The sequence below is a fragment of the Mycobacterium xenopi genome (assembly GCF_009936235.1).
In the GTDB taxonomy this organism is placed as follows: domain Bacteria; phylum Actinomycetota; class Actinomycetes; order Mycobacteriales; family Mycobacteriaceae; genus Mycobacterium; species Mycobacterium xenopi.
Window position 1 is genome coordinate 3,024,139 of record NZ_AP022314.1, and the last position, 20,673, is coordinate 3,044,811.

The 20,673-nt window shown below is 68.6% G+C and carries 18 protein-coding genes and 5 pseudogenes; 6 read left to right on the forward strand and 17 right to left on the reverse strand.

Features of this window, described 5'->3' with window-relative positions:
• Positions 1-4 precede the first annotated feature (4 nt).
• The 6 genes and pseudogenes from pyrF to pyrR all read right to left on the reverse strand — a co-directional run bounded on the left by pyrF (position 5) and on the right by pyrR (position 8,108).
• A pseudogene (gene pyrF / locus MYXE_RS14055) lies at positions 5-828 on the reverse strand (orotidine-5'-phosphate decarboxylase).
• Position 829: 1 nt separating this feature from the next.
• Positions 830-4,177 carry a carbamoyl-phosphate synthase large subunit gene (carB, locus tag MYXE_RS14060; RefSeq protein WP_085198520.1) on the reverse strand — a complete coding sequence of 1,116 codons (3,348 nt, stop codon included), beginning with the start codon at positions 4,175-4,177 and terminating at the stop codon, positions 830-832.
• Positions 4,177-5,310, reverse strand: a complete 1,134-nt coding sequence (carA, locus tag MYXE_RS14065) for a glutamine-hydrolyzing carbamoyl-phosphate synthase small subunit (RefSeq protein ID WP_039889869.1) — start codon at positions 5,308-5,310, stop codon at positions 4,177-4,179. The genes carB and carA overlap by 1 nt, the downstream gene beginning before the upstream one ends.
• Positions 5,307-6,598: pseudogene (locus tag MYXE_RS14070) on the reverse strand (dihydroorotase). The gene carA and the pseudogene MYXE_RS14070 overlap by 4 nt, the downstream one beginning before the upstream one ends.
• The gene (locus MYXE_RS14075; protein ID WP_003920174.1) at positions 6,595-7,539 is read right to left on the reverse strand and encodes an aspartate carbamoyltransferase catalytic subunit; all 945 of its coding nucleotides are present in this window, start codon (positions 7,537-7,539) and stop codon (positions 6,595-6,597) included. The pseudogene MYXE_RS14070 and the gene MYXE_RS14075 overlap by 4 nt, the downstream one beginning before the upstream one ends.
• Positions 7,536-8,108 (reverse strand): bifunctional pyr operon transcriptional regulator/uracil phosphoribosyltransferase PyrR, encoded by a 573-nt coding sequence (pyrR, locus tag MYXE_RS14080; RefSeq protein ID WP_003920173.1) that lies wholly within the window; start codon positions 8,106-8,108, stop codon positions 7,536-7,538. The genes MYXE_RS14075 and pyrR overlap by 4 nt, the downstream gene beginning before the upstream one ends.
• Before the next feature lie 170 nt (positions 8,109-8,278).
• Here pyrR and MYXE_RS14085 point away from each other — a divergent pair, with 170 nt between their 5' ends.
• Both MYXE_RS14085 and MYXE_RS14090 read left to right on the forward strand, forming a co-directional pair.
• Entirely contained in the window at positions 8,279-9,562 is a 1,284-nt protein-coding gene (locus tag MYXE_RS14085) for an HNH endonuclease (protein ID WP_085198522.1), read from the forward strand.
• Between the two features lie 51 nt (positions 9,563-9,613).
• Positions 9,614-10,819: a serine hydrolase domain-containing protein gene (locus MYXE_RS14090; RefSeq protein ID WP_085198524.1), complete on the forward strand. Its 1,206-nt coding sequence runs from the start codon at positions 9,614-9,616 to the stop codon at positions 10,817-10,819.
• Between the two features lie 29 nt (positions 10,820-10,848).
• Here MYXE_RS14090 and MYXE_RS14095 read toward each other — a convergent pair whose 3' ends face one another.
• Together MYXE_RS14095 and MYXE_RS14100 are read right to left on the reverse strand one after the other, a co-directional pair.
• The gene (locus MYXE_RS14095) at positions 10,849-11,415 is read right to left on the reverse strand and encodes a TetR/AcrR family transcriptional regulator (RefSeq protein ID WP_039889922.1); all 567 of its coding nucleotides are present in this window, start codon (positions 11,413-11,415) and stop codon (positions 10,849-10,851) included.
• Between the two features lie 211 nt (positions 11,416-11,626).
• Positions 11,627-11,873: pseudogene (locus MYXE_RS14100) on the reverse strand (hypothetical protein); the annotation flags it as partial.
• A gap of 84 nt (positions 11,874-11,957) precedes the next feature.
• Here MYXE_RS14100 and MYXE_RS14105 point away from each other — a divergent pair.
• Positions 11,958-12,986, forward strand: a complete 1,029-nt coding sequence (locus tag MYXE_RS14105; protein WP_085198526.1) for an aminotransferase class V-fold PLP-dependent enzyme — start codon at positions 11,958-11,960, stop codon at positions 12,984-12,986.
• A 41-nt stretch (positions 12,987-13,027) separates the two neighbouring features.
• On the opposite strand, the gene MYXE_RS14110 is transcribed toward MYXE_RS14105, so the two are convergent.
• The 4 genes and pseudogenes from MYXE_RS14110 to MYXE_RS14125 all read right to left on the reverse strand — a co-directional run bounded on the left by MYXE_RS14110 (position 13,028) and on the right by MYXE_RS14125 (position 15,549).
• Positions 13,028-13,408 carry an antitermination protein NusB gene (locus tag MYXE_RS14110; RefSeq protein WP_085198528.1) on the reverse strand — a complete coding sequence of 127 codons (381 nt, stop codon included), beginning with the start codon at positions 13,406-13,408 and terminating at the stop codon, positions 13,028-13,030.
• Positions 13,405-13,881, reverse strand: a complete 477-nt coding sequence (gene nusB / locus MYXE_RS14115) for a transcription antitermination factor NusB (RefSeq protein WP_003920167.1) — start codon at positions 13,879-13,881, stop codon at positions 13,405-13,407. Before nusB ends, MYXE_RS14110 begins: the two co-directional genes overlap by 4 nt.
• 2 nt (positions 13,882-13,883) lie before the next feature.
• The gene (gene efp, locus MYXE_RS14120) at positions 13,884-14,441 is read right to left on the reverse strand and encodes an elongation factor P (RefSeq protein ID WP_003920166.1); all 558 of its coding nucleotides are present in this window, start codon (positions 14,439-14,441) and stop codon (positions 13,884-13,886) included.
• Between the two features lie 14 nt (positions 14,442-14,455).
• Positions 14,456-15,549: pseudogene (locus MYXE_RS14125) on the reverse strand (M24 family metallopeptidase).
• A gap of 33 nt (positions 15,550-15,582) precedes the next feature.
• Here MYXE_RS14125 and MYXE_RS14130 point away from each other — a divergent pair.
• On the forward strand, positions 15,583-16,191 hold the full coding sequence (locus tag MYXE_RS14130) for a B-4DMT family transporter (RefSeq protein WP_085198532.1): 609 nt from the start codon (positions 15,583-15,585) through the stop codon (positions 16,189-16,191).
• Here the strand turns inward: MYXE_RS14130 and aroQ are convergent.
• The 4 genes from aroQ to aroC are packed head-to-tail and all read right to left on the reverse strand — an operon-like array spanning position 16,182 to position 19,493.
• The gene (gene aroQ, locus MYXE_RS14135; protein ID WP_085198534.1) at positions 16,182-16,616 is read right to left on the reverse strand and encodes a type II 3-dehydroquinate dehydratase; all 435 of its coding nucleotides are present in this window, start codon (positions 16,614-16,616) and stop codon (positions 16,182-16,184) included. The two genes, MYXE_RS14130 and aroQ, sit on opposite strands and share 10 nt — an antisense overlap.
• The gene (gene aroB / locus MYXE_RS14140; protein ID WP_003920162.1) at positions 16,613-17,698 is read right to left on the reverse strand and encodes a 3-dehydroquinate synthase; all 1,086 of its coding nucleotides are present in this window, start codon (positions 17,696-17,698) and stop codon (positions 16,613-16,615) included. Before aroB ends, aroQ begins: the two co-directional genes overlap by 4 nt.
• Positions 17,695-18,282, reverse strand: a complete 588-nt coding sequence (locus tag MYXE_RS14145) for a shikimate kinase (RefSeq protein ID WP_003920161.1) — start codon at positions 18,280-18,282, stop codon at positions 17,695-17,697. Before MYXE_RS14145 ends, aroB begins: the two co-directional genes overlap by 4 nt.
• Complete coding sequence (aroC, locus tag MYXE_RS14150) at positions 18,282-19,493, reverse strand: chorismate synthase (RefSeq protein ID WP_085198654.1); 1,212 nt, start codon at positions 19,491-19,493, stop codon at positions 18,282-18,284. The genes MYXE_RS14145 and aroC overlap by 1 nt, the downstream gene beginning before the upstream one ends.
• Positions 19,494-19,556: 63 nt before the next feature.
• Between aroC and MYXE_RS24575 the strand changes: the two are divergent.
• A pseudogene (locus tag MYXE_RS24575) lies at positions 19,557-19,655 on the forward strand (type II toxin-antitoxin system VapB family antitoxin); the annotation flags it as partial.
• A gap of 92 nt (positions 19,656-19,747) precedes the next feature.
• Entirely contained in the window at positions 19,748-20,164 is a 417-nt protein-coding gene (locus tag MYXE_RS14160) for a PIN domain nuclease (RefSeq protein WP_085198538.1), read from the forward strand.
• Positions 20,165-20,251: 87 nt separating this feature from the next.
• Here the strand turns inward: MYXE_RS14160 and MYXE_RS14165 are convergent, their stop codons facing one another.
• Positions 20,252-20,671 (reverse strand): prepilin peptidase, encoded by a 420-nt coding sequence (locus MYXE_RS14165; RefSeq protein WP_232061833.1) that lies wholly within the window; start codon positions 20,669-20,671, stop codon positions 20,252-20,254.
• Positions 20,672-20,673 lie beyond the last annotated feature (2 nt).

A 20,673-nucleotide genomic window follows, 5' to 3' on the forward strand; every position in this document is an offset into this window, starting at 1 on the left:
TCGGCTAGCCGGCCGCGAGATAGGCGACGGCGTCTCGCATCTGTTCTGCCGCCGCGCGCAAGTCTGCGACACGGGGCCCCGCCCGCAGCACGTCGCGCGACACCGCGGGCAGAAGTTGCCCGGGCGCCGCGCCGCCCAGCCCGCCGAGCGCCCGCACCCGTCCCCCTGCGCCCCCACGCCGGGCACCAGGACCGGCCCGTTCAATGCGCTGACGTCGGGGGGATCGGCCGCGGTGGCGCCGATGACCACGCCGACGAAGCCGGGCCCGGGCAGTGACGCCCGGTTGACCGCCGCCGCCGCGTCGACAATCAGCTGGGCCACGGTGCGGCCGTTGACGTTGGCGCGCTGCACGATTGCCCCCTCCGGATTGGACGTGGCAGCCAGCACGAACACTCCGCGCGCGTGCGCGGCGGCGGCGTCCAGCAGCGGTTGCAGCGCACCGAAACCCAGATATGGCGACGCGGTGACGGCGTCGACCGCAAGCGGCGAGTCACTGATCCAGGCCTGGGCGTAGGCGGCCATCGTGGAGCCGATGTCGCCGCGCTTGGCGTCGGCCACCACTAGCACGCCGGCCTCGCGCAACGCGGCGACGCTGTGTTCCAGCACCGCGTATCCGGCCGCGCCGTACGCCTCGAAGAACGCCACTTGGGGCTTGACCACGGCGAAGCCGGCGTACGCCTCGACACAGGTGTCGCAGAACGCGGCAAGGCCCTCCGCGGTGGCGGGCAGATCCCAGGCGCGCAGCAGCTCGGGATGCGGGTCGATGCCCAGACACAACGGGCCGCGTTGCGACATAGCGTCGCGCAGCCGGGCCCCGAATCCGGGCATGCTAGTGGCCGCCGTTGCTCAGCGCGCGGTGCAGTTCCTGCAGGGGGCGCACCCCGATGTCGCCGCGGATGCCTGCCTCGATGCCCTGCACGGCCGCCGAGGCGCCCTGCACCGTTGTCACGCAGGGGATGTTCATCGCCACCGCGGCCGAGCGGATCTCGTAGCCGTCGATGCGCGGACCGGAGTTGCCGTAGGGGGTGTTGATCACCATGTCGACCTCACCGGCCCGGATCGCGTCGACCGCGGAGAGGGCGGGCCGGTCCGGGCGGGGCTTTTCGAAATGCTTGCGAACTACCTCGCAGGGGATTCCGTTGCGGCGCAACATCTCCGCGGTTCCTTCGGTGGCCAGCACCCGAAAGCCTAGGTCGGCCAGCCGCTTGACCGGGAATACCAGCGAGCGTTTGTCGCGGTTGGCCACCGACACGAACACCGTGCCCTCCGCCGGCAGCGAACCGTAGGCGGCGGTCTGGCTTTTGGCGAACGCGCTGCCGAAGTCGCGGTCGATGCCCATCACCTCGCCGGTCGACTTCATCTCCGGGCCGAGCAGCGAGTCGATGCCGGCGCCCTCGACGGTGCGGAACCGGTGGAACGGCAGCACGGCTTCCTTGACCGCGATCGGCGCGTCCGGCGCTGCGGTCGCCCCGTCACCGGTCGCTGCGAGCATGCCTTCGTTGCGCAGTTGGGACATGTTGGCGCCCAGCATGATTCGCGCGCAAGCTTTGGCCAGGGGTACCGCGGTTGCTTTCGAGACGAACGGCACGGTGCGGCTGGCGCGGGGGTTGGCCTCCAGCACGTAGAGCACATCGTCTTTGAGTGCGAATTGCACATTGAGCAGGCCCACCACGCCGATGCCGTGGGCGATGGCCTCGGTCGCGTTGCGCACCTTCTCGATGTCGGTGCGGCCCAATGTCACCGGGGGCAGCGCGCACGCGGAGTCGCCGGAGTGGATCCCGGCCTCCTCGATGTGCTCCATGATGCCGCCGATGTAGACCTCGCTGCCGTCGCATAAGGCGTCGACATCGATCTCGATGGCGTCCTCGAGGAAACGGTCCACCAGCACCGGGTGCTCGGGGGAAAGCTCGGTGGCGCGGGTGATGTAGCCCTCCAGCGTTTCCTCGTCGTAGACGATCTCCATGCCGCGGCCGCCCAGCACATAGGACGGGCGCACCAGCACCGGATAGCCGATCTCGGCGGCGATGCGGCGAGCCTGGTCGAACGTTGTCGCGGTGCCGTATCGTGGGGCCGGCAGCCCCGCCGTCGCGAGCACGTCACCGAACGCGCCGCGGTCCTCGGCCAGATTGATCGCCTCCGGCGGGGTTCCGACGATCGGAACGCCCGCGTCGGCCAGCCGTTGCGCCAGTCCGAGCGGCGTCTGGCCCCCTAATTGCACGATGACGCCCACCACACCGGGTCCGTCCTGGGCCGACTGGTTTTCAGCGTGGAAGACTTCTAGGACGTCTTCGAAGGTCAGCGGCTCGAAGTACAGCCGGTCGGCGGTGTCGTAGTCGGTGGACACCGTCTCCGGGTTGCAGTTGACCATCACGGTTTCAAACCCGGCCTGGCTCAACGTCGTTGCCGCGTGCACGCAGCTGTAGTCGAATTCGATGCCCTGACCGATCCGGTTAGGCCCGGAACCGAGGATGAGCACTTTGGGTTTTTCGGTTTGCGGGGCCACTTCGGTTTCGGCGGCGGGGTCGAGCTCGTAGCTGCTGTAGTGGTACGGCGTCTTGGCTTCGAACTCCGCGGCGCAGGTGTCGACGGTCTTGTACACCGGGTGGATGCCGAGCCGGCTGCGCAGCGAGCGCACGCCGTTTTCGCCGGCCAGTTCCGGTCGCAGCGCCGCGATCTGGCGGTCGGAAAGCCCGCTGTGTTTGCAGCGGCGCAGCAGGCCGGCGTCGAGGACGGCGGCGTCGACCAGCTCCGAGCGCAACTCGACCAGTTGCGCGATCTGGGCGACGAACCACGGGTCGACGCCGCTGGCCTGGGACACCTGCTCGATTGTGGCACCCAGTCGCAGTGCCAATTCGATGTCGTAGAGCCGGTTTTCCGACGGGCTGGCCAGCCGCCGCAGGGTTTCGTCAGCGCTGCCCGGCGGATCTGGCGTCGTCCAGAACCCGGCCCGACTGGTCTCCAGCGATCGCATGACCTTGCCGAGGGCTTCGATGAAGTTGCGGCCCAACGACATCGCTTCGCCGACCGATTTCATGGTGGTGGTCAGTGCGGGGTCGGCGCCCGGGAACTTCTCGAACGCGAACCGCGGCGCCTTGACCACGACGTAGTCCAGGGTGGGCTCGAAGCAGGCCGGGGTCTGCTTGGTGATGTCGTTGAGGATCTCGTCGAGGGTGTAGCCGATGGCGAGCTTGGCGGCGATCTTGGCGATCGGGAACCCGGTGGCCTTCGACGCCAACGCGCTCGAGCGCGACACCCGCGGGTTCATCTCGACGACGATCAGCCGGCCGTCACGAGGGTTGACCGCGAACTGGATGTTGCAGCCGCCGGTATCGACCCCGACCTCGCGCAGGATCGCGATCGCCAGGTCGCGCATCCGCTGGTATTCGCGGTCGGTCAGTGTCATCGCCGGGGCCACCGTCACGGAATCGCCGGTGTGCACGCCCATCGGGTCGACGTTTTCGATCGAGCACACTACGACCACGTTGTCGTGGCCGTCGCGCATCAGCTCGAGCTCGAATTCCTTCCACCCGTAGATGGATTCCTCGATCAGCACGTTGGCGCTGGGCGAGGCGGCCAGCCCGGCGCCGGCCATCCGCTCGACTTCTTCGGCGCTGTGCGCCATGCCCGAGCCCAGGCCGCCCATGGTGAACGACGGGCGCACCACCACGGGCAGGCCGAGCTCGGCGACCGTTTCGCGAACCTCGGCAAGAGTGAAACACACCCGGCTGCGGGCGGATTCGCCACCGACCTTGGCGACGATGTCTTTGAACCGCTGCCGGTCCTCGCCGCGCTGGATGGCGTCGAAGTCGGCGCCGATCAACTCCACACCGTAGCGTTCCAGCACCCCGTTCTCATAAAGGGCGACCGCGGTGTTCAGCGCGGTCTGCCCGCCCAAAGTGGCCAGCAGCGCGTCGATCTTGTTGCCACGCTGGGCTTGTTGGGCGATAACGCGTTCCACGAAGGCCGCGGTGATCGGTTCGACATAGGTGTAGTCGGCGAACTCCGGGTCGGTCATGATCGTGGCCGGGTTGGAGTTGACCAGGCTGACCTGCAAGCCCTCGGCTTTGAGTACACGGCAGGCCTGGGTGCCCGAGTAGTCGAACTCGCAAGCCTGCCCGATGACGATCGGCCCGGAGCCGATCACCAGCACGTGGCGCAGGTCGGTGCGGCGCGGCACTAGTGCCCCTCTCCTGCCATCAGGTCGACGAACTGGTCGAACAGGTATTCCGCGTCGTGCGGACCGGCTGCCGCCTCCGGGTGGTACTGCACCGAAAACGCGCGCCCGCTGGCCAGTTTGACGCCTTCGACGACGCCGTCGTTGGCGCAGGTGTGACTGACGATCGCCGGTCCGAACGGGGTGTCGAATCGCTGACCCGCTTCGCCTTGCACCGCGAAGCCGTGGTTTTGCGCCGTGATCGCGATCCGCCCGGTGGCGTGGTCGATCACCGGCACGTTGATACCGCGGTGGCCGAACACCATCTTGTAGGTGGACAGACCCAGTGCGCGGCCCAGGATCTGGTTGCCGAAACAGATGCCGAACAAGGGGATTCCGGCGTCCAGCACCTGCCGGGTGACGGCGACGACGTGGTCGGCCGTGGCCGGATCGCCGGGGCCGTTGGACAAGAACACGCCGTGCGGCTTGATCTCGGCGATCTGCTCGAAGGTCGCCGACGACGGCAGCACATGGCTGCGGATGCCGCGCCGGGCGAAGTTCCGCGGCGTGTTGGTTTTGATGCCGAGATCGAGTGCGGCGACGGTAAACCGATGCGGCCCTTGGGGTTCGACGACATAGGTATCGGCGGTGCTGACCTGGCCGGCCAGGTCGGCGCCGAGCATCGGGGGCTGGGCGCGCACCCGCTCGATCAACTCGTCCGGCTCGGCCAGGGCGGCGCCGGAGAAGATTCCGGCTTTCATCGACCCGAAGTTGCGGATGTGACGCACCACGGCGCGGGTGTCGATGCCGGCCACGCCGACGATGCGCTGGCGGACCAGTTCGTCCTCCAGCGTGGTCGTGGCCCGCCAGTTCGACACCCGCGGTGACGGATCCCGCACCGCGTAGCCGGCCACCCAGATCCGATCACCGCGGCTTTCGGAGTCTTCGGTGTTCCACCCGGTGTTGCCGATCTGCGGCGCGGTGGCCACCACGATCTGGCGGTGATAGCTGGGGTCGGTCAGGGTTTCCTGGTAGCCGGACATTCCGGTGGAAAACACCGCCTCGCCGAGGGTTTGGCCGATCGCGCCGAACGGTGTCCCGGTGAAGATCCGGCCGTCCTCGAGAACCAGCACGGCACGCAGCGTTGCGGGGTTCATGCCGGGCACTTTCCGTCGCGAGCGGTGACCTTGCCGCGCAGCAGCGTCGCGGTCACCGTCGCCGGCAACGTCATCGATTCGTAGGGGGTGTTGGCCGACCGGCTGGCCAGTGCGGAGCCGGTGACGGTCCAGGTGGCGTCGGGGTCGACGACGGCGAGGTTGGCCGCTCGCCCACCTCCAGCGGGCGGCCGTGATCGGGCAACCCGGCAATGCGTGCCGGGTTTTCGCTCATCACCCGGGCGACGTCACGCCAGCCCAGCAGGCCCGGCTCCACCATGGTGGCTACCACCACCGACAGCGCGGTCTGCAGCCCGAGCATGCCCGGGCGCGCGGCGGCGAATTCGACACACTTCTCGTGTTCGGCGTGCGGCGCGTGATCGGTGGCCACACAGTCGATTACCCCGTCGGCCAGAGCCTGCCGCAACGCCGCCGCATCGGCCGACTCACGCAGCGGCGGGTTCACGCGGTACACGCCGTCGTAGGTTGCGAGCCTGGAATCGTCGAGCATCAGGTGATGCGGGGTGACTTCGGCGGTGATCGAAATACCTTGCGCCTTAGCCCAGTTGAGAATCTCGACGGTGCCGGCGGTGGAGGCGTGGCAGATATGCACCCGGGCGCCGGCGTCGCGGGCCAGCAGCGCGTCACGGGCGACGATCGACTCCTCGGCCGCCCGCGGCCACCCGGCAAGGCCAAGCCGCGCGGCGTTGGGCCCCTCGTGGGCGACCGAGCCCACGGTGAGCCGCGGTTCCTCGGCGTGCTGAGCGATGAGCACACCCAGACCGGTGGCGTACTCCAGGGCACGGCGCATCACCAACGGATCGGCCACGCAGTTGCCGTCGTCGGAGAACATCCGCACCTGAGCGGCGCCGGCGGCCATCATGCCCATCTCGGTGAGCTCTTTGCCGGCCAGTCCCATTGTGACCGCGCCGACCGGGTGAACGTCGACCAAACCCACCTGCTGGCCGCGCTGCCAGACGTGGTCGGTGACCACTGGGCTGTCGGCCACGGGGTTGGTGTTGGCCATCGCGAACACCGCGGTGTATCCGCCCAAAGCAGCGGCGGCCGAGCCTGTTTCGATGTCTTCGGCGTATTCGCGGCCCGGTTCACGCAGGTGGGTGTGCAGGTCGACAAAACCCGGCAGCAGTATCTGCCCGGTGGCGTCGATCACGTCGGCGTCTTCTGGAATCTGTAGTCGCGCACCGATGTCGGCGATCTGCCCGTCGTCGACGAGCACGTCGACGCGCTTGCCCTCGCCGTAGCGGCGCACACCGCGGATCACGACGCTCACGCTGCAGCCTCCTGTGCTCCGACCAGGACGTGGAACAGCACCGCCATCCGCACGTGCACCCCATTGGAAACCTGTTGCAGCACAGCGGATTGCGACGAGTCGGCCACCGAGGACTCGATCTCCATGCCGCGCAGCATCGGGCCGGGGTGCAGCACCACCGCGTGGCCGGGAAGCAGCGCCTGACGCCGGTCGGATAGCCCGTAGAGCACCGAATACTCGCGGGCAGAAGGGAAGAAGCCGCCGTGCATCCGCTCGGCCTGCACCCGCAGCATCAATACCGCGTCGGCCGCGGGCAGTTCGGCGTCGAGGTCGTAGGACACGGTGACCGGCCACTCGGCCACCCCCACCGGCAGCAGCGTCGGCGGTGCCACCAGCACTACGTCGGCGCCCAGCGTGGCCAGCAGATGGGTGTTGGAGCGGGCGACCCTGCTGTGCAGGATGTCGCCGACGATCACGATGCGCCGCCCGTCGATGCCGCCGAGGCGCTGCCGGATGGTCAGCGCGTCCAGCAGCGCCTGTGTCGGGTGCTCGTGGGTCCCGTCGCCGGCGTTGATCACCGAGGGCCCACCCTGTTCGGTGGCGGTCCAGTCGGCCAGCCGATGCGCCGCACCGGAGGCGGGGTGGCGGATCACCAGCGCGTCGGCGCCGGCGGCGCGCAGGGTCAGCGCGGTGTCGCGCAGCGATTCGCCCTTGCCCACCGACGATCCCGTCGCGCTGACGTTGATCACGTCGGCGCTCATCAGCTTGCCGGCCACTTCGAACGACACCCGGGTGCGGGTGGAGTTCTCGTAGAACATCGTGATGATGGTGCGCCCGCGCAGCGTCGGCAGCTTCTTGACCTCACGGCCCACCAGGGCCTGGGCGAACCGGTCGGCGTCGTCGAGGATCGCGGTGGCGTCATCACGGCTCAGATCACCGGCGGCCAGCAAGTGTCGCGTCATCGCGAGATCACCACCTGATCGCGGCCGTCGTGTTCGGCCAGCAGCACGTGCACGCTTTCGCTGCGGGAGGTGGGCACGTTCTTGCCCACGTAGTCGGCCCGCAGCGGCAGTTCGCGGTGCCCGCGGTCGACCAGCACCGCCAGCTGCACGGCCCGCGGCCGGCCGATATCGCGCAGCGCGTCGAGTGCGGAGCGCACCGAGCGCCCCGAGTACAGCACGTCGTCGACGAGGATCACCAGCGCGTCGTCGATGCCGCCGGGCGGGATGGAGGTGGCCTCCAGGGGCCGCGGCGGCTTTTGCATCAGGTCGTCGCGGTACAAGGTGATGTCGAGCGCGCCGTGATCGACGTTGACACCGGAGAACTCGCCGATGTTGCGGGCCAACCGCTCGGCCAGGATCACGCCGCGGGTGGGGATGCCCAGCAGCACCACGCGCGGGGCCTCGGGCGCGTCGAGCGCGGTCTTTTCGATGATCTGGTGAGCGATGCGGGAAATGGTGCGTCCCACGTCGGCCGCCGACATCAATTCTCGGGGCTCGCTGCCTACGCCGGTCTTGCCCGCGGCACCCATGGGAAACTTGACCTCCTTCTCCGCCTCGCCGGACGGATCGTTAAAGGATGTCGACTGCCCGGCAGCGTAGCACTTGGCGGCTCAGGTCCGTCGATGCAGGCCGGCGCGTGGCGATGCGGTGCGAACTATGCGCGCGCCACTTGTCGGTGGCGTGATCTAGCATCGCACCTATGTTCGAGGATTTCGCCGCGGTCGACCCTACCGCTGACGAATCAGCGCTGGTCGAGCGCATCGCCGCGCTGGAGCGGCTGAAATCGGCCGCGGCTGCGGGTCAGGCACGAGCGGCGGCGGCGCTCGATGCGTTGCGTCGCTCCAATGAGGCCGATGCCGGGGTGCCGGCGGCCGAGCGTGGCCGCGGGGTGGCCAGTGAGATCGCACTTGCGCGACGGGATTCGCCGGCCCGGGGTGGCCGGCACCTCGGATTGGCGAAGGCATTGGTTCACGAGATGCCGCACACGCTGGCCGCGCTGGAGGCCGGCCAATTGTCGGAATGGCGGGCCACGCTGATCGTTCGGGAATCGGCCTGTTTGGACGTCGAGGACCGCCGCGCACTGGATGCGGAGCTGTGTGCCGACATGTCGGCATTGGACGGCATGGGCGATGCGCGGATCGCCGCCGCCGCAAAGGACATCGCCTACCGGCTCAACGCGCAGGCGGTGGTCGACCGGGCCGCAAAGGCCGCGTCCGAGCGCACGGTGACGATTCGCCCCGCCCCGGACACCATGACCTGGGTGACGGCGTTGTTGCCGGTCGCGCAGGGCGTCTCGGTGTATGCGGCGCTCAAGCGGGCCGCCGACACCACCTTCGATGACCGCACGCGAGGGCAGGTGATGGCCGACACGTTGGTCGAACGCGTCACCGGACGTGCTGCCGACGTCGCCGAACCGGTCGCGGTCAACCTGGTCATCTCTGATGAGACCCTGCTGGGCGGCGCCGACGCCGCGGCGCGGATCGACGGGTATGGCCCGATCCCGGCGAGCGTGGCGTGCAACATGGTTGGCGCCGCGGTTACCGATGCCCGGTCGCGGGCAACGCTGCGCCGGCTCTACCGGCATCCGCGCTCCGGGGCCTTAGTGGCGATGGAGTCGCGGGCGCGCCGCTTCCCCAACGGCCTTGCCGCCTTTATTTCCCTGCGTGACCAGCGCTGTCGCACCCCTTACTGTGATGCCCCGATCCGACACCGCGACCACGCGCTGCCGCACCGCCGCGGCGGACCGACCGACGTCACCAACGGGCTCGGTTCGTGTGAGCGCTGCAATTACGTCAAGGAATCGCCTGGCTGGCGGGTCACCGCGAGCCTGGATGAAACCGGTCGGCACACAGCACAATTCACCACACCGACGGGGATGCATTACCACTCGACGGCACCACCGCAACCCGGGCCCCTGATGGTCACGGTCAGTGAGGTCGAGACCCGAATAGCGGTGTCCCTCGCCGACCTGCACGCCGCCTAACGGACCGATGGCGAACGCTAGGCTACCGACAATGACCAGCTTTTTGCGCTCATGAAGCTCGACGGCAATCAGCAATCCATCCGGGAGGCCTGCGACGCCGGTCTGCTCGCCGGCGCGGTGACGGTCGTCTGGCGACATGGAAAAATATTGCAAGTCAACGAAATCGGCTATCGTGACGTCGATGCCGGATTACCGATGCAGCGCGACACCATATTTCGTGTCGCATCGATGACCAAGCCGGTGACCGTCGCCGCTGCGATGAGCCTGGTCGACGAGGGCAAGCTCGCGCTGCGCGACCCGATCACGCGCTGGCTACCGGAATTCGCCGACATGCGCGTGCTCGACGACCCCGACGGCCCGCTGGAGCGCACCCATCGTGCGCAGCGGGCGATCCTGGTCGAAGATCTGCTCACCCATACCAGTGGTCTGGCGTACGGATTTTCGGTCACCGGCCCGATCTCGCGCGCCTATGTACGGCTGCCGTTCGGGCAGGGCCCCGACGCCTGGCTGGCCGCGCTGGCCGAGCTGCCGCTGGTGCACCAGCCGGGTGAGCGGCTCACCTACGGCCATGGCATCGACGTGGTCGGCGTGCTGGTGTCGCGGATCGAGGGCAAACCATTTCACCAGGTCCTTGACGAGCGAATCCTGCAGCCGCTGGGCATGTGCGACACCGGGTTTTTCGTCCCAGCCGAGAAGCGCTCCCGAGCGGCAACCATGTACCGGCTGGATGACGACGACCGGCTGCGACACGACGTGATGGGCCCGCCGCAGCTGGCGCCGCCGGCGTTTCCCAACGCCGGCGGCGGGCTGTGGTCGACCGCCGACGACTACTTGCGTTTCGCGCAGATGCTGTTGCGCGACGGGACACTGGACGGGGTGCGGGTGCTGTCGGCCGAATCAGCGCGGGCGATGCGCACCGATCGGCTCACCGCCCAGCAGAAGCAGCATCCCTTTCTGGGCTCGCCGTTTTGGATTGGCCGCGGGTTCGGGTTGAACCTGTCAGTGGTGACCGATCCGGCGAAATCCGCGCCGCTGTTCGGGCCGGGCGGGCTGGGTACGTTCAGTTGGCCCGGCGCTTACGGGACGTGGTGGCAGGCTGATCCGTCCGCGGACCTCATTGTGCTGTACTTGGTTCAGAATCTCCCGACGTTGTCGTCGGACGCTGCGGCTGCTGTTGCCGGCAACACGTCGCGCGCCAAATTGCAAGCGGTACAACCGAAGTTCGTGCGTCGCACCTATCGCGCGCTGGGGTTGTAGGATTTCGCTCGAACGAGTGTGCGGCCTCGCTAGTGCCGCAGCATCACGTCGAGAAATCGCTCGCGGCGCCCGGCGGCCCGCGGGTTCGGTCGCGAACCGGACAGATGCAAAAAGCCGATGCCCGCGGCGAAAGTGGCGTTGGCGCGCATGTCCGCCTCGTCCGGGTCGAAACCGTCGTCGATGAAGGCCTGCCGCACGGCGGCAACCACCCGCTCGTCGGATTCGCGTACTGCGGCCGCGACCGCGGGCTCGGAGCGCGCCCATTCACGCATCGCGCGCTCGAGCATCCAATGCCGCGGGCCGACCATCGCGGTCATCATCCGCGACAGCCGTTGCCGCGGCGGGTCGTCGGCGACCGAGTCGAAAAATCCGCGATCCTCGTCGCGAACCGTGGCCCAGGTGTCGATCAGCGCCCGACGGTAGGCCTTCATGTCGCTGAAATGCCAGTAGAAGCTGCCCTTGGTCACGCCGAGACGGCGGCACAGCCGGTCGATGGTCAGCGCCTTGACGCCCTCCTCCGCGAGGATCCGGAACCCGGTCTGGACCCAGTCATCCACTGTCAGGCGGTGATTGGCCGAGCCGCCCGAAGTCGTCACGGTAGGCAAGCCTAGTGATTCGGGTGGACACAGATTGCCGTAATTGGACACATATCTCATAGATTGGCGGCGTCTCGCGGTGTGTCGCGGCGTGGTCAAGCCGTGGCGCCCGTTGCGCGGGCCAGTGAGCAAGCGCGCGGCGGGCGTAAGCGCGCACGTCGGCATCGCGGTCTTTGACCGCGATGCCCAGCGCATCCCTGGCGGCGGGCTATTCGACCTGCGGCTGGGGCGGTCCGTCGGGATGGCGCAACGGCCGGTAAATCAGCTCGTGCACATTGCGCAACTGCTCCTCGGGAAGACGTTGCGGCGCAGCAATATCGGGCAATGCCGACGCCGCATCCGCACCGGCCAGATCGCCGAAGACAAAATGCGCCGATCATGTAGTTGTGCGGCAAGCCCGCGAGATCGCCGGCGGCGTAGAGCCCGGGCACGGTAGTGCGGGCATGTTCGTCGATCCGCTGGCCGACGCCGTCGCCGAGGCGGCACACGGCATCGGACCCCGCAGCGTGTGACAGCGAGCACGCATACGTCAAGGTGGTGGGGTGACACGCGAAGCTTTTGGCGCCGAGTTTGACGGTGCCGACGGATTCCTGGACACCGCTACCTATGGTGTGCCGCCCCGGTTTGTCGCCGAGGCACTGCGCGACGGTGTGCGCTCGTGGCAGCACGGCAGCCTCGAGGTGAGCACGTTCGTCGAGCTCATGGCCACCAGCCGAGCCGCGTATGCCTCGCTGACCGGGACGGACCCGCGGCGGGTAGCCATCGGCAACAGCACCTCGTCGCTGATCGGCCTGGTCGCCGCGTCCATCCCGGACGGCACCCGGGTGGCGACCGTGCCTGGCGAGTACACCAGCGTCACCTTTCCGTTCGCGGCTCAGGCGGCTCGCGGTGTGAGCGTCACCGAATTGCCGCACGGCCAGCTCGAGAGCAGCGCCGCCGACTTCGACGTGGTCGCCGTCAGCCTCGTGCAGTCGGCCGACGGCGCGCTGCTCGACGTCGAGTCGCTGCGCCGCAGCGTCGCCGGGTCCGACACGATCACGGTGATCGATGCGGTACAGGCGTTGGGGTGGATGGACGTCGAGCTGTCATGGGCCGACGTCGCGGTCGGAGCCAGCTACAAGTGGCTGCTGGGGCCGCGGGGCGTGGCCTGGATGTCGTTGAGCGACCGGATGTTCGAAAAGCTGATACCGCACATGGCGAATCCGTTTGCGGCAGAAGACATGTGGTCCTCGCTGTACGGTTTGCCGATGCGACTGGCCGGTGATGCCCGGCGATTCGACTCGTGGCCGGCATGGTTCAGCTTGCTCGGCGCGGGACTGTCCCTGGCGTGGCTGGCGGCACTGGATCGCAACGCTGTGCAGGCGCACACGGTGGGGCTCGCGAATCGGCTGCGGGCCGAATTGGAGCTCGCGCCAATGGATTCCGCGATCGTCTCAATCCCCATCGCCAAGTCGGCTGATGCGTTGCAAAAGGCCGGGATCCGCGCAGCCGTACGCGCGGGGGCGGTGCGTGTCGGGTTTCACCTCTACAACACCGAAGCCGATCTCGACCGTCTCCTGGACGCGCTATAAGAGGCCTGGACGTTGCGCTACGGCCCGGCGGGGCATCGACATCACTTGTCGGAGTCGTCCCCGGGCCCTGACCTGCTGCGGGTGATCTCCATCCACCGTCGCACCGGCGAGTCCCAGCGCCGCGACGGCAAGTCGGTGACGTCGCTGAGCGAGCGCACCACGGCCTGGGTCAGACCCATGATCGCGGCCATCACCGGAAGCAGCGGCTGGAACGGTTTGGCCGCCGAGCGCACGGTGCTGATGCGATGCGCTACGAGGTAGCGCTCGATGCAGTGATACAGCCAGGCGCCGACGCCCAGCGCGTAGATCGCCAATGCGCCGGCGACGACGGCCAGCCCGTAGGCGGCGCACGCCACGGCACCCAGCACGACCGTGGCCGCCAGCACGGCGGCGATTGCGACCCGCAGTTCCAGCCGGGTCATGGCTCGCGCCTTCCGCGGACGGCTTGGGCGGCCGCGCGGATTTGCGGTGTCACCAACATGATCTGGCCCAGCACCCCATTGACGAAGCCGGGCGACTCGTCGGTGGACAGCTCCTTGGCCAGCTGAACCGCCTCGTCGACGGCGACCGGCTCCGGCACGTCGTCGGCGTGCAGCAGTTCCCACACCGCAACCCGCAGAATGGCACGGTCCACCGCGGGCAACCGGTCCAGTGTCCAGCCCTGCAGATGCGAAGCGATCAGCTCGTCGATGTGCGCGGCGTGCTCGGTGACGCCGCGGGCCACCGCCGTCGTGTAAGGGTGCACGGGTGCCACCTCGGGGTTGGTTTCGGCCAGCGCCGCGCGGGCCTCGGCCATCTCGGCGGGGCTACGCCCGCGGGCCTCGGCTTCGAACAGCAAGTCGACCGCGCGCTTGCGGGCCTGGTGCCGGCCCTTCACCGGCTTACCGCCAGGCATGGTCAGGCGCGGCCGAGGTAGCTGCCGTCGCGGGAGTCCACCTTCAGCTTGTCGCCGGTGTTGATGAACAACGGGACCTGGATCTGCGCGCCGGTCTCCAATGTTGCGGGCTTGGTACCGGCGCTGGAGCGGTCACCCTGCAGCCCCGGCTCGGTGTGGGTGACCTCCAGTTCGACGGTCACCGGCAGCTCAATGTACAGCGGGGTCCCGTTGTGGAAGGCCACCTGCACCGGCATCCCTTCCAGCAGGAACTTGGCGGCGTCGCCGACCAGCGACTCCGGCAGGTGGTGCTGCTCGTAGTCCTCGCTGTCCATGAACACAAAGTCGGAGCCGTCGCGATACAGGTAGGTGGTGTCGCGGCGGTCCACGGTGGCGGTTTCCACTTTCACGCCGGCGTTGTAGGTCTTGTCGACGACCTTGCCGGACACTACGTTCTTCAGCTTGGTCCGCACGAACGCCGGGCCCTTACCGGGTTTGACGTGCTGGAACTCGACGATCTGCCACAGCTGGCCGTCGATCACCAGCACCAGTCCATTTTTGAAGTCGGCCGTCGTTGCCACGGTGGGTGACTCTCCTACAGGATCGCCAGTTCCTTCGGGAACCGGGTGAGCAATTCCGGTGTGTGCCCAGATGTTTCGTCAGCCACAACCAGGGTGTCCTCGATGCGGACGCCGCCGCGGTCGGGTAGATAGACACCGGGCTCCACGGTCACCACGGAACCCGCCAGTAGTGTACCGACGGCCGTCGCGTTGATCCCCGGCGCTTCGTGGATCTGCAGGCCTACCCCGTGCCCCAGGCCGTGGCCGAAACGCTCCCCGTGGCGGCGTCGGTGATCACTTGGCGGGCCGCGGCATCCACATCATGCAGGTTCGCGCCCGCCCGCAGCGCCTCGCGCCCGGCTCGTTGTGCGGTGGCGACCAGTTCATAGATCTCCCGTTGCCAGTCTGCGGCCCGGCCGAGAACGAACGTGCGGGTCATGTCCGAGTGGTAGCCGGCGACCAGCGCGCCGAAGTCGATCTTGACGAAGTCGCCGGTGGCCAGCACCGCGTCGGTGGGCCGGTGGTGCGGGATCGCCGAATTCGCCCCGGCCGCCACGATCGTGTCGAACGACACGCCGTCGGCGCCGTGGTCGAGCATCAACGCCTCGAGCTCGCGGCTCACCTCCCGCTCGGTGCGGCCGGGCCGCAGACCGCCGCGCTCGATCAAGTCGGTCAACGCCGCGTCGGCCGCCTCGCAGGCCAGCCGCAGCAGCGCCACCTCGCCGGCGTCTTTGACCTCGCGCAGCGCCTCCACCATGCCCGAGGCGCGCACCAGCTCGGTCTTACCAGCTTCCGCGGTCAGCGCGTCGAACCCGTCGACGGTGACCACGTGGCTTTCGAAACCCAGCCGCCGGACATCGCCGGCCGCGGCCCGCGCGACCAGATGCCGTCCGCATGCCCGCTCGATCGCGATCTCGAGGTCGGGGGCCTGCTGCGCGGCCTGCGTGCGGTAGCGCCCGTCGGTGGCCAGCACTGGGGTCCGCTCGTCGGCGAACACCAGCAGCGCGGCGTTAGAACCGGTGAATCCGGAGAGGTAGCGCACGTTGACCAGGTCGCTGACCAGCAGCGCATCCAGCCCGGCGGCACGAATCCGCGCGCTGAGATTTTCTCTACGCTGGGAATGTGTCACAACCGCTGACGCTACTCGCTACGCTGTGGCCCCATGACTAACTGGAGGCTGCGCGGACTGGTGTTCGCTGCTGCGATGGTCGTCGTCCGGTTGTTCCAGGGGGCGCTGATCAATGCGTTTCCCACCCGCGCGGCGTTGATCAGCATCGTGTTGGTGCTCCTCTTCGCTGTCGCCGTCATCGCCTGGGGGCTGATCGACGGGCGTGCCGATGCCGCAGCGCAGCCCGACCCGGACCGCCGCCAGGATCTAGCGATGACGTGGCTGCTGGCCGGGCTGGTGGCCGGGATTCTCGGTGGCGCGGTGGCGTGGCTGATTTCCCTGGTCTACACCGGCCTCTACACCGGCGGGCTGATCAACGAGGTGTCGACGTTCGCCGCCTTCACCGCGCTGCTGGTGTTCCTGCCCGGAATGGGCGGGGTGACCCTGGGCCGCTGGCTGATCGACCGCCACGCTCCCCCGCCGCCCAAGCATGGGCACCGCGAGGAGGACACCGACGTGTTCGCCGCCGTCCATGAGGACGAGGCACCGACCGACGGCATGGCCGCAGTTAGAGCAGGGGAACAACCCACCCAGCCGACGTCGACCTCACCTGACACGGAGCAGACCGAGCGCGCCCCCGGGGCCGGAGAAGATCAGCGGTAAACGCCGGCCAGGTAGCGCAGGGCGAGCAGATAGCCTTGCACGCCGAGCCCGACGATCACCCCGGTGGCGACCGGGCTCAGGTAGGAGTGGTGCCGAAAGTCCTCGCGCGCATACACATTGGAGATGTGCACCTCGATGAGCGGTGCGGTCAATTCGGCGCAGGCGTCGCGCAACGCCACCGAGGTGTGAGTCAGCCCCCCGGCGTTGAGGATGACCGGCTCCATTTTGTCGGCGGCCTGATGAATCCACTCCAGCAACTGTGCTTCGCTATCACTTTGCCGCACAACAACTTTCAGCCCTAACTCGGCAGCCTCCCGCTCGATCAGCGCGCTGAGCTCGTCGTGAGTGGTGGCGCCGTATACGTCGGGTTCGCGTTGCCCGAGCCGGCCCAGGTTGGGGCCATTGATCACGTTGACGGTCGTCACGGTCTGCCGACCTCGGCGTAGGCGGCGGCCAGCAGCGAAGGATCCGGTCCCTCAAGCCGGCCGGGCTTGGCCAGCCCGTCGAGCACCACGAAGCGCAGCACCCCGGCCCTGGTTTTCTTGTCGGCGGCCATGATCTGCAGCAGCTCCGGCAACGCGTCGGCGTCGTAGCTGACCGGTAACCCCAGCGACGTCAAGACGCTGCGATGCCGGTCGGCGGTGGCGTCGTCGAGGCGCCCCGCCAGCCGCCCCAGTTCGGCGGCGAACACCAAACCGACCGATACCGCGGCCCCGTGTCGCCACTGGTAGTTTTCGCGGCGCTCGATTGCGTGCCCGAGGGTGTGGCCGTAGTTGAGGATCTCGCGCAGCTGCGACTCCTTCTCGTCGGCGGCGACGACTTTAGCTTTGACGGTCACCGCACGCCGGATCAGCTCCGGTAGCACCTCGCCGGACGGGTCGGTCGCGGCCCGCGGGTCGGCTTCGATGAGGTCCAGGATGACCGGGTCGGCGATGAACCCGGCCTTGACCACTTCGGCCATACCGGCGACAAGTTCGTTGCGCGGCAACGTTTCCAGTGTTGCCAAGTCGGCCAGCACGGCGATCGGCTGGTGGAACGCGCCGACCAGGTTCTTTCCCGCGTCGGTGTTGATGCCGGTCTTGCCGCCGATGGCGGCGTCGACCATGCCCAGCAGCGTGGTGGGCACGTGCACAATCGACACCCCGCGCAGCCAGGTCGCAGCGGCGAAGCCGGCGACGTCGGTGGCGGCCCCGCCGCCCAGGCTGACCAGCGCATCCTTGCGACCGATCCCGATGCGGCCCAACACTTCCCAGATGAATCCGACCACAGGCAAATCTTTGCCGGCTTCGGCGTCGGGAATTTCGATACGGTGAGCGTCGACGCCTTTGTCCGCCAAGCTTTTTCGGATCGATTCGGCGCTCTGGGCAAGCACCGGCTGATGCAGGATCGCGACCCGGTGCCGCTCTGCCAGCAGATCGACGAGCTCGCCGAGCAGGCCGGTGCCGATCACCACCGGGTAGGGCGGGTCGACGGCCACCTGCACGGTGACCGGAGGGATGTGTGTCATTTGTCCGCCTCGGCCCGGCGAGCGGCGGCCAGCGCCACCGTGGCGGGGCTGGGTCGCTGCGTGGTCGGCGGATTCGGCGGATTTTGCAGCCGCGACATGATGTGGCGCACCACCGCCCCGGGATTGCGGCGGTTGGTGTTGACCCGCATCGTCGCGACCCGCCGGTACAGCGGAACCCGCTGTGCCATCAGGGCGCGGAACTTCTCGGCGCGGTCGGGCCCGGCCAACAACGGACGCACGGTGTTTCCGCCGGTGCGGCGGATGCCTTCGGCGGCGCTGATTTCCAGGAAGATCACGGTATGACCGGCCAGCGCCGCGCGCACCCCGGGGCTGGTCACCGCACCGCCGCCCAGCGCGACGACGCCGTCGTGCTCGGCCAGCGCCGTGCGCACCACCTGCTCTTCGATGCGGCGGAACTCTTTTTCACCGTCGGCGGCGAAAATGTCGGCGACCTTGCGCCCCGTGCGCTGCTCGATCGCGGCGTCGGTGTCGAGCATCTCCACCCCGAGCGCCCTGGCCAGCCGGCGCCCGATGGTGGACTTGCCCGAGCCGGGCAGCCCGACCAGCACCGCCCTGGGGGCCATTACCCGGACGCTCCGGCGGGGTCGCTCACCGGTTCGCGCTGGGCGACCGAGCGCAGGTAGGCCTCGACATTGCGGCGGGTCTCGGCCAGCGAGTCGCCGCCGAACTTCTCCAGCGCCGCGCGAGCCAGCACCAGCGCCACCATGGCTTCGACCACCACCCCGGCTGCCGGCACCGCGCACACATCGGAGCGCTGGTTGATGGCGACGGCCTCGTCGCCGGTGGCCATGTCCACCGTCGCCAGTGCGCGCGGCACCGTGGAGATCGGCTTCATCGCCGCCCGCACCCGCAGCGGCTGGCCGTTGGTCATGCCGCCCTCCAGGCCGCCGGCCCGGTTGGTCGACCGCGCAACCCCGTCGGGGCCGGGATACATCTCATCGTGTGCTTGGCTGCCGCGACGGCGCGCGGTCTCGAACCCGTCGCCGATCTCCACACCCTTGATCGCCTGGATGCCCATCACCGCACCGGCGAGCTGGCTGTCGAGCCGGTTCTCGCCGCTGGTGAACGACCCGATACCGACCGGCAGCCCCAGCGCGACGGCTTCTACCACACCCCCGAGGGTGTCGCCGTCTTTCTTGGCCGCTTCGATCTCGGCGATCATGGCAGCTTCCGCCGCCTTGTCGTATGCGCGCACCGGGCTGGCGTCGATCGCGGGAAGATCCTCAGGCTGCGGCGGCGAACCGTCGTAGGGCGCCGACGCGCCGATCGAAATGACGTGGGAGAGAACCTCGACACCGAGCGCCTGACGCAGAAACAACCGGGCGACCGTGCCGGCCGCGACGCGGGCGGCGGTCTCGCGGGCGCTGGCGCGCTCTAGCACCGGGCGGGCGTCGTCGAACCCGTACTTGAGCATGCCGGCGTAGTCGGCGTGGCCAGGCCGCGGCCGGGTCAGCGGCGCGTTGCGGGCCAGGTCGGCCAGCTGCGCCGGATCGACCGGGTCGGCCGCCATCACGGTTTCCCACTTCGGCCATTCGGTGTTGGCGATCTCGATCGCGATCGGCCCGCCCAGGGTGTAGCCGTGCCGCACGCCGGCCAGCACGGTCACGGCGTCGCGTTCGAATTTCATCCGGGCGCCGCGGCCGTAGCCCAGCCGCCGGCGGGCCAGCTGCTCGGCGATGTCGTGCGACGTGACGGCCACCCCGGCCACCATGCCCTCCAGCACGGCCACCAGAGCGCGGCCGTGGGATTCACCGGCGGTGGTCCATCGCAACACGTGTCCCATCTTCCCATGCGGGGCGCATGTGCGAGATTCGCGGCGTGCGCGTGCGGCAGGCAGATCGATATCGATGATGCGTTGCTGGCCCGCGCGCAGGCTGCGCTCGGTACCAATGGGCTGAAGGACACGGTCGATGCGGCCCTGCGGGCAGCGGTGCGGCAGTCGGCGCGCACGCGCCTTGCCGAGCGAATCGCGTCGGGTGCAGGCATCGACCGGTCCGAAGCCCTTTTTGCCCAGACTCGACCCGCGCGATGACGCGCTACTGCGTCGACACCAGTGCATGGCATCGTGCAACGCGGCCCGAGGTGGCGCACCGATGGCTGGCCGCCTTGTCTGCGGATCAGGTCGGCAGTTGCGAGCAGGTCCGGTTGGAGATCCTCGACTCGGCGAGATCCGCAACCGACTACGACGCGCTCGCTGAGGAACTCGACGGCTTAACCCCGATCCCGATCGACAACGAAACCTACACGCGCGCATACCAAGTCCAGTGCGAGCTTGCCCACGCCGGCGGTTTGCACCACCGCAGCGTGAAGATCGCTGACCTGATCATCGCGTCAGCGGCCGAGCTCTCGGGCACGATCGTGTGGCACTACGACGAGGACTACGACCGGGTCGCAGAGATCACCGGCCAGCGTATGGAGTGGATCGCGCCCCGCGGAAGCTTGTAGACCGCCACACCCACGTGCGAGCGAGCCCGATACCGCAGCCAGCTCGCCAGCCCTGAGGTCGCACAGCCTCGAGCCGTCGGCCAACGGTTAGATCAGAACGAGCCCGACCGCGGCCGCGCTCGCCACACACATCGACGGCCCGTGCGGCACCGTCGAGGTGCCACGAGCCACCTTCGCGACGATGCCGCACATCGCGGTCAGTAGCGCCGCGCTGAGCGCCGCCAACAACCACACCTCGACACCGAAACATCCCGTCAGCGCGCCGAGGCCGATCGCCAGCTTGACATCCCCGGCGCCCATCGCCGTCGGCCACAGCACATGCACCAGCAGATACACCGCGCTTAGCGCCGCCCCACCCCCCAGCGCCGAAACCCCGTGCCCGCCAACAGCTGCGCCCAACATGATGGCGCCCGCTCCGGGCAGCGTCAGCGCATTGGGCAGCCGACGCTGGCGAAGGTCGCAGAGGCTCAGCACCGCCAGCCAGGCCAGCACCGCGCCGGCGACCACGA